This is a genomic window from Phytohabitans sp. LJ34 (assembly GCF_052068095.1).
Classification (GTDB): domain Bacteria; phylum Actinomycetota; class Actinomycetes; order Mycobacteriales; family Micromonosporaceae; genus Phytohabitans.
On record NZ_JBQHDG010000011.1, the window covers coordinates 178,348 to 191,730 of the forward strand.

Below are 13,383 nucleotides of genomic sequence, written 5' to 3' on the forward strand. Positions count from 1 at the left end.
GTAAGGATGGGCCGCGGTAAGGGGGTCGTCGCATATGGTCACTGTCGACGAGTCGCCCGACCGGGCGCCGGTCACCCCGGACCTGGCGGTCCGCATCGCGCAGTGGGCGGTCCTGCTGCTCACGGTGGCGTACTTCAGCTTTCCGGCCGCGCGGGTGCTCAGCCACGAGCCACCGCTGCGTGCGGCCGGTGCGTTGGCGGCGCTGGCGTTGCTGGCCGCGTTGCAGTTCCGGCACACATGGCACGGGTTGCGGGCCGAGCCGAAGGTCGCGTGGTCGCACACGCTGCTGTGGCAGGCGCTGCTGTCGTACCTGCCGGCGTACCTGGCCGGTGACGCGTGGCTCGGCGTCCCCTCGTTTCTGGCCGCCTCCGCGCTCGTGGTGCTGCGGCCGCCTCGTGGTTACCTCGTGTTCGCCGCCGTGGTGGTCGCCGAGGTGCCGTTCGCCGCGCTGTTCTACCGGGGCGTCGGCGACATCGCGTACGCGTTCCTCACCACGACCGTCACCGGGCTCGTCGTGTACGGGTTCATCCGCATGGCCGCGCTCGTGCTCGAGGTGCACCGGCTGCGCGCGTCGCTGGCTCAGCGTGCCGTCGACACCGAGCGGCTGCGCTTCGCCCGCGACCTGCACGACGTTCTCGGTCACACGCTCGCGGCGATCGTCCTCAAGGGAGAGTTGGCGGGCGCCATGATGCCCACCCGCACCGACGACGCCGAGCGGGAGCTGGCCGAGATCGTGGGCCTGGCCCGGGCAGCTCATCGCGAGGTGCGGGAGGTGGTCAGCGGCTACCGCACCGCCACCCTGAGCGCGGAGCTCACCGGGGTCACCACCGTGCTCACCGCCGCCGGCATCGACTGCGTGGTCGACGCCGCACCGCTCGACGCGTTGCCGGTCGAGGTGTCCGCGCCGCTGGCGTACGCGCTGCGGGAGAGCGCGACAAACGTGCTGCGACACAGCCGTGCCAGCCGGTGTGACATCACGCTGCGCGCCGCCGACGGCGGGGTCGACCTGACGGTCGTCAACGACGGCGTGCCGTCCGAGGCGGAGGGGCCGCCGGGCAGCGGGCTCCACGGGTTGCGCGAGCGGGTGGCCGGCGGCCAGGGCCGGTTGCGGGCCGGACCGTTGCCCAGCGGCCGGTTCGAGCTCGCCATCCACATGCCGTTGCGAAGTGGCTCGCACCTGGTGGAGGCTCAATGATCCGCATCCTCGTGGCCGAGGACATGCACATGGTGCGCGGGGCACTGGTGGCCCTGCTGTCGCTCGAAGACGAGTTCGAGGTCGTCGCCGACGTCGCCACCGGCACCGCCGTGCTGCCGGCCGCCCTGCGGGAAAAGCCCGACGTGGCGGTCCTCGACATCAACATGCCCGGTGCCGACGGGGTGAGCGCCGCCCTCCAGCTGCGCCAACGGATGCCGTCGTGCCGCACCATCATCCTGACCAGCCACGCCGAGGCGGGAAACCTCGCCCGCGCGATGCTGGCCCAGGTGTCGGCGTTCCTGCCCAAGGACGCGCCGCCGGCCCGGCTCGCCGACGCCGTCCGGCGCGTACATCGGGGCGAGCGGGTGCTCGACAGCGAGGCCGTCGTCGCGGCGTTCCAGCAGGGCGCCAACCCGTTGACCGACCGCGAGCGCGACGTGCTCTCCTGCGTGGCCGAAGGGTCCGACGTCAGCGACGTGGCCGCGCGCCTCTACCTGGCCAAGGGCACGGTGCGCAACTACCTCTCCTCGATCATGTCCAAGATGGGCGCCCGCAACCGCGTCGACGCCGTGCGGATCGCCCGCGACCGCGGCTGGCTCGGCGCCTGACCCTCTCCCGACGGTCCACAGCGGACAGTTCTCGTACCTGAGCATGACACTCGTCATGTGCGGGTCGTTGCGCGCGTGACTGTCGGCGGCGGTAGGGGACTCGGCACGATGAACGTGTTCGGCGAGACGTCGAACACCGGTGTAGCGGACAGTCCAGATGCCCGCTCCCCGCACCGTCACGAGTCGGCTCCCTGCCGGCACTGTAGGAGGAGGTTGGCCATGGCCGAGGGTTACTACGTTCTGTCAGAGGACGAGCGCCGCAAGTTCGCGGGCATCGTGTCGAAGATCTGGTCGGACGAGACGTTCGCCGAGCGTTGGCAGAACGAGCCGTTCGCCGTACTGGCCGAGCACGACATCGAGTACCCGGAGGGCTTCCCCCCGCCGCTGGTGCCCGAGAAGCCGTCCGGCGACCTGAGCCTGGAGAGCCTCGAGGCGATCGCCGCCGGCTCCGAGGCCGAGGGCACCGCGGGCACCCTGGGCAGCGCGAGCTCGGTCAGCTGCCCCGCCGGCACCGCCGCCTGCTTCGGCAGCTACGGCTCGGCCGCCCAGGCCTGACGCACTCCGGATCGGGGCGCCGGCCGCGCCAGCGCCCCGTTCCGGACACCCACCCCAGCACTCCGAGGAGGGTCAGATGGCTTCCATCCCGGCCGAGCACCGGCCCCGGTTCGCCCGGCTCATCGCAGACGCGTGGTCCGACCCCGAGGTCGCGGCCCGCTACGAACGGGAGCCGGCGGCTGTGCTGGCCGAGTACGGCATCGTTCTCGACGGCGACAGCGACGCACCCGAGCTGCCGCCGGCTCCCGGCGACGTCGCCGTGGAGGACCTCGGCGTGTCGGCCGGCGCGGCGATGGCCACGATCGGCACGGTCAGCTGCCCCGGCTCCTGCATCGGGCTGAGCTGACCATGGCCGGCGACGGAGCGGCCGCGCTGCCCACGGTGGTCGCCGCGCCGGTCGCCGCCGGCGCCCCCGCCGAGGGGCAGGTGCGCCGGGCCCGGGCCGTCGTCGTGACACGCACGATCGCATACGTCTTCGCCGTCGGGATGCTCGGTTTCGGCCTGCTCCCGATCGTCAACGCCGTGGTGCGGGACCGTCCGCTGTGGACGCTCGTCGTGGGTTCGGTGATGTTCGCGATCGCCGCCCTCGCCTTCGTCCGCGTCGTGACGGTCGCGATGAAGCACCCGTGGCGCAACCGCACCTTCCGCCAGACAGCCGTCGTGGTCGGCATCGTGATCGCGCTGCCGGTCCTTGTCGACCCCGACTGGCAGGTCATCGGGTTTCTGCCGGTGGCCGCGGTGACGGTGTCGCTGCGGCCACGCTACGGCCTGCTGGCGGCGCTCGCGGTGCTGGCGGTACTCACCGTCGAACGTGGACTGCTCGGCGTCAGCGGCGCCGCCTTCCTCACCTTGCAGGATCTGCTCACCGGGATGACGCTCGCCGGCATCATCGTGCTCGTCGCGTTCGTCGAGGAGCTGTTCGCGGCGCGCGCCGAGATCGCCCGGCTGGCCGTTACCGCAGAACGCAGCCGGTTCGCCCGCGACCTGCACGACACGCTCGGCCACAACCTGTCGGCGATCGCGCTCAAGTCCGAGCTCGCGCTGCGACTGCTCGACGCCGACCCGGTACGCACCCGCACCGAACTGCTCGACGTGCACGACATCGCCCGCGAGTCGCTGCGCGACGTACGCACCGTCGTCAAGGGCTACCGGCGAGACTCGCTGGAACGCGAGCTGACCGGCGTCCAGTCGGTGCTGGTGTCGGCCGGCGTGCGGTGCGAGATCTCGCCGCTGGTCGCCAGCCTGCCCGCCCCGGTCGAGGAGGCACTGGCGTGGGCGGTCCGCGAGGCGGCCACCAACCTGCTGCGGCACAGCCGCGCCAGCCGCTGCGACATCACGGTCGAGGCCACCGACACCGCGGCGCGGCTGACCGTCGTCAACGACGGCGCCGGCCAGGCCGAGCCGGACACGCACGGCGGCAGCGGCCTGGCCGGGCTCGCCGAGCGCCTGAACCCGTTGGGCGGCCGGCTCGCCGCCGCAGCCCAACCCAACGGCGAATTCATGTTCACTGTGGACATTCCCATCATCCAGGGGAGGAATCCGTGATCCGCGTACTCGTCGCCGAGGACCAGAATCTCATCCGTGGCGCCCTGGTGGCCCTGCTGTCGCTCGAGCCAGACATCACGGTCGTCGCGGAGACCGCCCGCGGCGACACCATCCTGGCCGAGATCGAGCGCAGCCGCCCGAACGTCGCCGTGGTCGACATCGACCTGCCCGGCATGGACGGCATCGTGGCCGCGCAGCGGCTGAAGGACGCCGGCTCCCCGGTGCGGATCCTCGTGCTCACGAGCGTCGGCACGCCCGGAAACTTCGACCGCGCCATGCAGGCCGGCGTCGCCGGCTTCCTCGTCAAGGACGCACCCAGCGACCGCCTCTCCCGCGCGATCCGCGACGTGCACGCCGGCCGCCGCGTCATCGACGTCGAACTGGCCGACGCCGCGGGCGGTCCGGCCCCGGTCGCCGCCGTCGCCGGAGTCTCCGCCGGGCCGCTGTCGTCACGCGAGCGCGGCATCCTCGCCGCGCTTCGGGAAGGCGCCTCGCTGCCGTCGCTGCGGTCGGTGTTCGGCCTGTCGAGCGCCACCCTTCAGGCGCACCTGGCGGCCGCACAGAGCAAGACAGGCAGCCGCTCGTCCGCCGACGCCGCCCGCGTCGCCTACGACAACGGCTGGCTCTGACCCAGAGATCCACAATGGAGATTGGAGCTACCGCGACGCCCGTCGTGGTACAGACCGCCGCGCGGGGCCCCCGGGGAAACGTGGAGCGCAGCGGAGCGTTTTCTTGGGGTGCATTTCCCGCGGCCTGCCCGTCCGCTGCTGGTCACGCGGTCGGGTCTTGGACCGCGGACATGGCAGCGGAGGCCGGGGATCTCGGCTCGCTCCGCGAGCCGCCGGCCTGCGCAGTCTCCGGCGGGAGCGACGGTCTACAAGTGACGCGGACCCGGGACCATTGGTAGAGTCGCGCGGCGTGGGTGGGAGGGCGTTGCTGCTGGGTGTGCGCCGGTTCGCGGATCGGGTGTCCGCCGAGTCGGAATCGCCGCTGGAGCACCAAAACCGAGAACCTCTCCCGTTCGTCGACGAGGTAGTGGCGCGGGTGCACGCCGCGCTGAAAAGGCTGGGCCTGCACATCGACGTGCGCCTCGACCCCGATCGCGGCCAGATGGTCAACTCCGTGCGGGCGGCGCTGGACGATGACCGGGAAGGCCTGATCTTGCATGTGCTGTCGCATGGCGAGGTCGGCGGCGACGGCACCCGGCTCGATGTCGTACCCGCGTGCGGGCGTACCGGACTGGGCACCAACGTGGGCGAGTGGGTGTCCGCCGCGCAGCGGCGCGAGCGGCCCGTGCTGCTGTTACTCGACCTGTGCCGGTCGGGCCGGATCACTCGGCTGCCATGGCTGCTCGAGCGCACCGGGCCGGACATCCGGACGTGGGTGATCGCGGCGGCGGGCCCCGACGAGGACGCCTTCGACGGACGGTTCAGCCGGGCGGTCGCCGACGTGCTGGACCGGCTCGCCGTCGACGGTCTGGGCACCGACCCCAGCGTGCCTTTTGTGCCGTTGGAGGTGGTCGCCCGGCGGATCGCGGAGCGGGTCGCCAGCTACCCCGGCCTGCCGCAGCGGGTGTTCGCCACGCCGGTCGACCCGGCGCAGCCGGCCGACGAGCCGCCGTTCTTCCCCAATCCGCGCTACGCGCCCGACCAGGTCGCCGGCCGTTCGCTCGACCCGCCGCTGCGCGAGTTCCTCGATCACGCCCACTTCCTCGACCGCGCGGGCACGCACTTCACCGGTCGGCACCGCGAGCTGCGCCGGCTGTCGCTGTGGCTGGACGGCGCGGCCGGCGAAAGGCCCACCGTCGTCACGGGAAGCCCCGGTGCCGGCAAGTCCGCGCTGCTGGGGGTGCTCGTGTGCGCGGCACACCCCCGCCTCGTCGAGGAGGCACCCGGTGTCCGGGCGCGTCTGGACACCCGGTCGCGTCCCTCGCGCAACGACAAGCTCGCGGCGGTACACGCCCGGGGACGCGACACGCTCCAACTCGTCCACTCCATCGCCGACCAGCTCGACCTGCCCGCGCCCTGGCGCGGTGGCATGCCCGAGCTGTCCGACCTGCTCGATGAAACACGCGACGGGGCGTGGACGGTCGAGGACATCCTCGCCGCCGCGCAGCAGCCGGGCAGGGCGGGCTGGAGCGCCGCCACACTCGTCGACGTCGTCGCCGAGCTGCCCGAGGCGCCGGTGATCGTCGTCGACGCGCTCGACGAGGCACTGGACCCCATCGGCTTGCTCAACGAACTGCTTCTGCCGCTGGCCCGTACCGAGGCCTGCCGGCTGCTGGTGGCCATGCGCCCGGAGGCGAGGTTCGACGGGATGTTGGCCGAGGCGGACGTGGTCGACCTCGACGGCGTCGAGGCCGACGAGCTGCGTACCGACCTGGAGCACCACCTCACCGGCCGGCTCGCCGACGCGCCGGGCTACCGCGAGGGGGCGGCACGGCTGGTGCGCGAAGCGCTAGCGCGGGCGGTCGCGGACCGGCTGGCCAGCGCGTCCCGGAGCTGGGGCGCCTTCCTGCTCGCCGAGATCTTCCTGCGGTACCTCGCCGCGGTCCCGGTACCGCCCGACACCGCGGCCGCCGAGCGGCTCGGCGCGTCGGTGCCCACCGGGTTGCCCGAGGTCTTCGAGCTGCATCTGGACGCGCTCGGCCGCGACCGGACGCTGCGCTGGGCACTGGCCGCGATCGCGTTCGGCAAGGGCGACGGCATGCCCGCGGAGGTGGTCGCGAAGCTGGTCGGCACCGACGTGACCGCCGCGCTGCGGCAGGGGGAGCCGTACCTGCGCACGAGCGTCGACGCCGACGGGACGACGCTGCACCGGCTGTTTCACGAGAGCCTCGGCGAATACCTCCGCTCGCAGCACGACGCCGGCCGCCTCTACAAACGGCTCGTCGCGGGCGTGCGCAGCTGGCGTGCCGCACCGCCCTACCTGTCGCGGCACGCGATCGAGCACGCCGCCGACACGGATCGGGTCGACGACCTGCTCGTCGATCCGGACTTCCTGGTCGCGGCCGACCCGAGCACGCTGGTCGAGCACCTGGGGCTGGCCCGGTCGGCCGCGGCGCGCGAGGCGGCGATGATCTACCGGACCTCGGCGAGTCGGCACCGCTCGGCCACGCCCGACGAACGCCGCCAGATCCTGGCGATCGACGCGTGGCGCGGCGGCAGCAGTGCGCTCTCGCGGGTGTTCGCCGGCGCCGGCCTGGTGCCGCGCTGGGCGACCGGTGCCCTCGTCCACCCCGCGCTGCGGGACGTCCTGACCGGGCACGTCGCGGGCGCGCGGTCGGTCGACTGCCTGCGCATCGGAGACGAACCCGTCGCGGTCACCTCGGACGGCCGCACGGTCCGCCTGTGGGACCTGCGCCGCGGCCGCCCCTGGCAGCCGGCGCGGATCGTCCTCGACCAGCGGCGTGCGGAGGTCGCCGCGTTCGTCGCGGCCGGCCGGCCGGTGGCGGCCGCGCTGGACGTCGAAGACGGGATCTCGCTGATCGACCTGATCACCGGCGAGCCGATCGGCGAGGAGATCTTCGCACCAGAAGACCTGTCGTACTTCTCGGTCACGGGCGGTGACGACCACGGCCGCGCGGTCGTCGTCGCAGGCGGCTTCGAGGGCGCGGTGCACGCGTGGCCGGTGCCGTCCGACGAGGACACCGAGCCGAGCACGATCTGCTACCACGGCGAGCGGATCCGCTTCGTGAACTCGTTCACGGCGAACGGAGGCACGGTCGTCGTCACCGGCGACCGGGACGGCGATATCGAGGTGCGATCCCTGTCCGGCCACTCGGTCGCCGCAAGCCTCGTCGGGCACGAGGGCACCGTGCACGGTGTCGGCGGTGTGGCGCACGGCCGTGAGCTGTACGTCGTGAGCACCGCCGACGACCAGACGGTACGGCTGTGGAAGCTGAAGAAGTCAGAACGACCACGCGGCAAGGTCCTCGCCCGCACCGAGGGGATTCTCCGAGCGGTCGCGTGCGCCGTCGTCGACGACCGGCCGATCGCGCTGGTCGGGCACGGCGACGACATCCTCGTGTGGGACCTGCGCACCCGCGAGCGAGTCGGCGACCCGCTGCCCCATCCCGACAACGTCACCGACATCGAGTGCACCGACATCGACGGGCGGGCCGTCGCGGTGAGCACCTCGATGGACGGAAACGTGCGCGTGTGGAACCTGGACGCGGTCGTCGCCGGCGGGTTGGCTGGGCGGCCGGGCCATGCCGAGCCGATCAACGCGGCGGCCTGCGCGGTCGTGGGCGGCCGCACGGTGGTCGTCGCGGGGGGCGGAGAGTGGGGCGGCTGGCAGGTCGGCGCCGGCGTGTGGGATCTCGCGGACGGCAAACCGGTGGGCGGGCGGCTCGGCGGCGGGACCGGCTGGGTGTCGGCGGTGGCGACGGTGACGGTCGGCGACACGGCGGTGGCGGTGCTGGCGACCGGGGAGACCAACTCGCTGGACGTGCGAGACATCGCGACCGGAGAGCCGTTCGGCGCCCCGCTGGAGGGGCACAAGGATCACGTGCACGACGTCGCGGCGGCCACCGTCGGCGGGCGACCGCTGGTGATCTCCGGCGGGACCGAAGGCGTACCGCGGGTGTGGGACCTGAGCGACCGACGCTGCGTCACCCTGGCGGAGGACGACCCGAGCGACGCCATCGACAGCGTGGCGATCGGTGACGACGGCGGCACCCCGTACGCCGCGACATGCTGGGAGAACGACAACGGGTTCTCGGTGTGGGACCTCGCGGCGGGCGTGGAGCGGTGCCGGATCGAGCCCGAGTTCGACGTGCGGCGGGTGGCCTGCGCGACGCTGGCCGGTCGCCCGGTCGTCGTCGCGGCCGGTGTGGGTGTCGGTGTCTTCGACGCGCGGACCGGCGAATGCCTGCGTCTCGCCGCCTCGGCGGCGAACTGGGTCGCACGCGACCTGTCGTGCGGAGTGAGCCGGGGCCGGGCGGTGGCCGCGGCCGCCTGCTCCGACGACGTCGTGCGGCTGTGGGACCTGGCCACGGGTGAGTGCCTGGAAACACACGCGCTGCCCGACAAGGTCGAAGCGGTGGTGATTGCGCCCGACGGCGGGATCGTGGTGTGCTACGAACGCGAGATCGTCGTACTGGACCGGGCGGAGTGACGCGGATGCTGCGAGTCGTCGGCGTGCACGGTGTCGGCAACCACCGCCCCTCCGCGACCTCGGCGGAGGCGGTCGAGCAGCTGTCGGCGATCTGGCGGCGCGCGCTGGCCCGCGGCTTTCCGGCACCGGTCGACCTGACCGTCGCCTACTACGCCGACCAGCTCGGCCCGCGCGGCCGCCAGGGCACGGCGGACAGCCTGCCGCCGGAAGCGCACGAGATGCTCGTGGCGTGGCTGAGGCAGCTCGACCTGCCGCCCGCCCTGGCCCAGGGCCGGGTCACCCAACCGGTCCGCCAGGCCCTCGCGTGGATCGCCGAGCGCCGCCGGCTGGCGCCACGCCTCGTGGAGCTGTTCGTAGCGACCTTCTTCCGCGAAGTCGCCCGCTACATGTGCGCCGGCGAAGTCCGGACCGCCAGCCGCGACACGGTGGCCGCGATGATCCGCACCCACCAGCCGTCGGTGGTGCTGGCCCACTCCCTGGGCAGCGTCGTGGCGTACGAGGCCCTGTGGCACAACGAAGACCTGAAACTCGACCTCTTCGTCACGCTCGGCTCGCCGCTGGCCCTCCTCCACGCGGTGTTTCCACGACTGGACCCCGCCCCGGTCGACGGCCTCGGATCCTGCCCACCCAACGTGAGACGCTGGGTGAATATCGCCGACGTGGGCGACCTTGTCGCGATCCCGCCCGGCGGCATCCCGCGAAGGTTCACCGGCGTCTCGGCCGATCACACGTCGGCGATCCACGCGTTCGACTTCCACCTGGTCACGAACTACCTCGCCTGCCCGCCGGTGGCGGCGGAGCTTTCGGCACACCGCTGATCCACGCCCGCGCGTCCACGGGCCCTTCCGCATCGAGGTGCTTCGCGGCATCGCGCGGTGACCCGGTGCCTTGACAGGAAGCCCGCACCACGGGGACCGTTGTCCTAGTCATCGGCAATGGTCAATGTCGTTTTGAGTGGGTGCGTGATGAGAAAGTCGCTCAAGGCCGTGGTGGCCGCTGTTGTCGCCGCGGGTGCGGCGGTCGTCGGGATCGCGCATGCCGGCACCGCGAGCGCGGCCGCCGGCTGTCGGGTGAGCTACGTCGTCAACAGCCAGTGGGCCGGCGGCTTCAGCGCCGACATCACGATCACCAACCTTGGCGACACCGTCGACGGGTGGACGCTGCGGTTCGCGTTCCCCGCCCTCGACCAGCAGCTCGCGCAGACCTGGAACGCCCGCTGGACCCAGTCGGGCCAGCAGGTCAGCGCGGCCAGCCTCGACTGGAACACCACCCTGGACACCGACCGGTCCGTGCGCGTCGGTTTCATCGGCCGTTGGTCGGGCAGCAACCCGGCGCCCACGTCGTTCACGCTCAACGGTGTGCCGTGCACCGGCGGCATCCTGCCGAGCGTCACGCCGAGCCGCACGACGTCGACGCCGGTCGCCGACTGGCCGCCGATCGTCACGTTGCTGAGCCCGGCCGCCGGAGCCGTGTACACCACGCCCGACAGCATCCCGCTCGCGGCCACGGCGACCGTCGGCGGCGGCCACTCCATCACCTCGGTGACCTTCCGCGTGGACGGCGTCACGGTGGCCCAGGGCGTCCGGACGACCGGCGACCGCTACGAGGCACAGTGGACACCCCCGGCCGTCGCGCCGGGGACCAGCCGCACCTTCGTGGTGTCGGTCTCGGCCGGCACCAGCCAGTCGCTGCCCGGTGGCGCGCCGCCCGTCCTGATCACGGTAGCCACGCCGGCACCCGGGAGCGCCAACCACCCGCCCGCGGTCGCGCTGCGCAACCCGACCGGACAGACGTTCTTCCTCGAACCGGCGACGGTCACCCTGGCGGCCGACGCCACCGACGCCGACGCCGGCGACGTCATCAACCGCGCCGAGCTCTACCTCGGCACGACCCGGATCGCCACGACGGCGACCAACAGCGGCCTGCACTACCTGTTTCCGGTAAGCCTGGCCGCCGCCACCTCCTACACCTTCACCGTGCGCGTCTACGACTCCAACGGCGGCGTCGGCATCTCCAACCCACTCAGCCTCAGCGTCCGGTAGGGCGTAGCGGAATCGGAGCGTTTTCGGAGCGGGTCCTCCTACTCTCGTCACGGCCTCCGGAGCCACTCCTACCCAACGAGGCGAGTACGGAGCAAACGACCATGGCCAAACGGCCCTTCCGGTTTCTGCGACACGTCTTCGCGGTCGCGGTCATCACGCTCGGCGGCGTGCTGGTCGCACCGTCGGCGGCGCACGCGACGCCGTTTCCCGAAACCTATCTGGCGGACAGCGCCGGCCACGCGTACTGCCTGCTGTCCAATTTCGACAACTATCCCGAGCACCGGTCCAGGGTGCACTGGGGGATGGACCGCCTGGACGCACAGACGCAGATGACCGCCATCTTCGAGGGCTGCGCGGGCGGCACCGACATCTGGTTCTCCCGGGTCGACCTGCCCGCCGGCACCCGCGGGCGGGCCTCGTGCCAGCAGTGGCTCAGCGGCAACAGGTGCGACTCCAATGTGGTCTGGCTCGACTTCGCCGAAATCAACGTCGGCGCCAACGACGTGTACGACCAGCAGGCGGTGGTCGTACACGAGATCGGGCACACGATCGGCCTGGGCCACCACTCGGTCGGCGGCGACTACGCCCACGACTGCGCGATGTTCAACTACGTCACCGACGTGCCGAGCACCGACATCAAGTGGCGCTCGTACCACAGCCACGACGTCAGCCACATCAACGCGGCGTACTGAGCGGAGACGACCGAGATGAACAAGACCATCCTGGTGGCCGCGGCGGCCGTCGCGCTGGCGGGTCTGGCCACCGGCTGCGCCCGCGCGAACGCCTCCGCGAGCAAGCCCACCGGCTCGGTGCACGAGCTGGTGGCGGTGGCCGGCCACGGCGCGCACAACAACTACACCCCACTCACCTCGCCGCGGGACGCCGTCGGGCAGGGCGACCTGATCGTCGAGGGCACCCTCGTCGAGGTGGGCGACGGGATCCAGGTCACGTACCCGGCCAACGCGGCGCTGACCGAGCGGGAGGCCGACGACTACGCCACGTTCGTGGTCGCGGTCGAGAAGGTGCTCGACGGCGACGCCGGCCGGGTCGTCGACGGCAAGGTCTACATCGCCGTGCCGGTGGGCGGCGGGGCCACCACGGAACGGCTCACCGCTCTCAACCCGCAGGCCACCATCGTCGCCGTACTGGACGACATCAGCACATGGCGGCCGGTCCCCGAGGCGACCGTCGTCCGGCCGGCCAACATCCCGGCGGGGGTGCCGCTGTACTACGCCTACACCGACGGGATGTGGCTTCAGGGCACGCAGGACAACCAGATGTACGCCATCGACGCCGAGCACGACGAGCTGGCCCCCGCGTGGGGCGGCGTGAGCGACGTCGAAGGGTACTCCGGCAAGATCGAAGAAGCGGCCAGCTGATCCGAGGCGCGGCTCCCCGGGTCCCCGGGGAGCCGCGTACTTGCGTTGGAGCGCGCTCAAACCCATAGCGTCGCCGCCATGACGGCACAGACCTGGATCATCACCGGCGCTTCCCGCGGCTTCGGCCGCGCCCTGGCCGAGTCGGCCCTCGCGGCGGGCGACCGCGTCGTGACGGCGGTACGCCGCCCGGACAGCGTGGCCGACCTGGCGGCGAAATACCCCGAGACGTGCCTTGTCGCGAGGTTCGACGCCCGAGACGTCACCGCCGCCGCGGGCCTGGTGCGAGCCACCCTCGACCGGTTCGGTCAGCTCGACGTGCTCGTCAACAACGCCGGGCGCGCGGTGGTCGGCGCCGTCGAGGAGGTCAGCGACGCGCAGCTACGGGAGCTGATGGACCTGCACCTGTTCGGCCCGGCCGCGCTCGTACGGGCGGCGCTGCCGGCGATGCGCGCGCGGGGCGCCGGGACGATCGTGCAGATGAGCAGCCAGGGCGGGCGGATGTCCTTCCCCGGCGTGTCGACCTACTCGGCGTCGAAGTTCGCCCTGGAAGGCTGGTCGGAGGCGCTCGCGGGAGAGGTCGCCCCGTTCGGGATCCGGGTGATGATCGTCGAGCCGAGCCGGTTCCGTACCGACTTCAACGCCGGCGACGTGCTGGAGTTCACCGAAGCCTCGGAGACCTACCGCGACCTGCTCGCCGCCGTCCGCGCCGACATGGCCGGCGCCGACGGGAGGCAGGAAGGCGACCCGGCCCGAGCCGCCGAGATCATCGTGTCGTTGGTGCACGGCGACGAGGTGCCCCTGCGGCTCCCGCTCGGCCGGGAGGCGACCGAGCGCATCTCGGGCGTGTACCGGCGCGGCCTGGCCGAGGTCGAACGGTGGTCCGAGACGGCCGCCGCCGCCGACTTCCCGAACGCCCCGGCCTCGAGCCGGCCGATCTAGGC

Annotated in this window: 12 protein-coding genes; all 12 read left to right on the plus strand. The window is 72.4% G+C overall.

The window, feature by feature from the left end; translation table 11 throughout:
• Positions 1-34: 34 nt before the first annotated feature.
• Entirely contained in the window at positions 35-1,195 is a 1,161-nt protein-coding gene (locus tag ACTMTJ_RS20900; protein ID WP_441219035.1) for a sensor histidine kinase, read from the plus strand.
• On the plus strand, positions 1,192-1,803 hold the full coding sequence (locus ACTMTJ_RS20905) for a response regulator transcription factor (RefSeq protein WP_441219037.1): 612 nt from the start codon (positions 1,192-1,194) through the stop codon (positions 1,801-1,803). The genes ACTMTJ_RS20900 and ACTMTJ_RS20905 overlap by 4 nt, the downstream gene beginning before the upstream one ends.
• A 219-nt stretch (positions 1,804-2,022) precedes the next feature.
• On the plus strand, positions 2,023-2,358 hold the full coding sequence (locus ACTMTJ_RS20910; RefSeq protein WP_441219039.1) for a thiocillin family RiPP: 336 nt from the start codon (positions 2,023-2,025) through the stop codon (positions 2,356-2,358).
• A gap of 76 nt (positions 2,359-2,434) precedes the next feature.
• Positions 2,435-2,704 carry a TIGR04351 family putative TOMM peptide gene (locus ACTMTJ_RS20915; protein WP_441219041.1) on the plus strand — a complete coding sequence of 90 codons (270 nt, stop codon included), beginning with the start codon at positions 2,435-2,437 and terminating at the stop codon, positions 2,702-2,704.
• Positions 2,705-2,706: 2 nt separating this feature from the next.
• The gene (locus ACTMTJ_RS20920; protein WP_441219043.1) at positions 2,707-3,903 is read left to right on the plus strand and encodes a sensor histidine kinase; all 1,197 of its coding nucleotides are present in this window, start codon (positions 2,707-2,709) and stop codon (positions 3,901-3,903) included.
• Positions 3,900-4,532: a response regulator gene (locus tag ACTMTJ_RS20925; RefSeq protein WP_441219045.1), complete on the plus strand. Its 633-nt coding sequence runs from the start codon at positions 3,900-3,902 to the stop codon at positions 4,530-4,532. The genes ACTMTJ_RS20920 and ACTMTJ_RS20925 overlap by 4 nt, the downstream gene beginning before the upstream one ends.
• A gap of 289 nt (positions 4,533-4,821) precedes the next feature.
• Entirely contained in the window at positions 4,822-9,021 is a 4,200-nt protein-coding gene (locus ACTMTJ_RS20930; RefSeq protein ID WP_441219047.1) for a hypothetical protein, read from the plus strand.
• Positions 9,022-9,026: 5 nt separating this feature from the next.
• Entirely contained in the window at positions 9,027-9,839 is an 813-nt protein-coding gene (locus tag ACTMTJ_RS20935) for a hypothetical protein (protein ID WP_441219049.1), read from the plus strand.
• 147 nt (positions 9,840-9,986) lie between these two features.
• The gene (locus tag ACTMTJ_RS20940) at positions 9,987-11,063 is read left to right on the plus strand and encodes a cellulose binding domain-containing protein (protein ID WP_441219051.1); all 1,077 of its coding nucleotides are present in this window, start codon (positions 9,987-9,989) and stop codon (positions 11,061-11,063) included.
• A gap of 101 nt (positions 11,064-11,164) precedes the next feature.
• A complete protein-coding gene (locus ACTMTJ_RS20945) occupies positions 11,165-11,755 on the plus strand; it encodes a matrixin family metalloprotease (RefSeq protein ID WP_441219053.1) in 591 nt (196 codons plus the stop codon).
• Positions 11,756-11,770: 15 nt separating this feature from the next.
• Complete coding sequence (locus ACTMTJ_RS20950) at positions 11,771-12,442, plus strand: hypothetical protein (protein WP_441219055.1); 672 nt, start codon at positions 11,771-11,773, stop codon at positions 12,440-12,442.
• Positions 12,443-12,520: 78 nt separating this feature from the next.
• The gene (locus ACTMTJ_RS20955) at positions 12,521-13,381 is read left to right on the plus strand and encodes an SDR family NAD(P)-dependent oxidoreductase (protein WP_441219057.1); all 861 of its coding nucleotides are present in this window, start codon (positions 12,521-12,523) and stop codon (positions 13,379-13,381) included.
• Positions 13,382-13,383 lie beyond the last annotated feature (2 nt).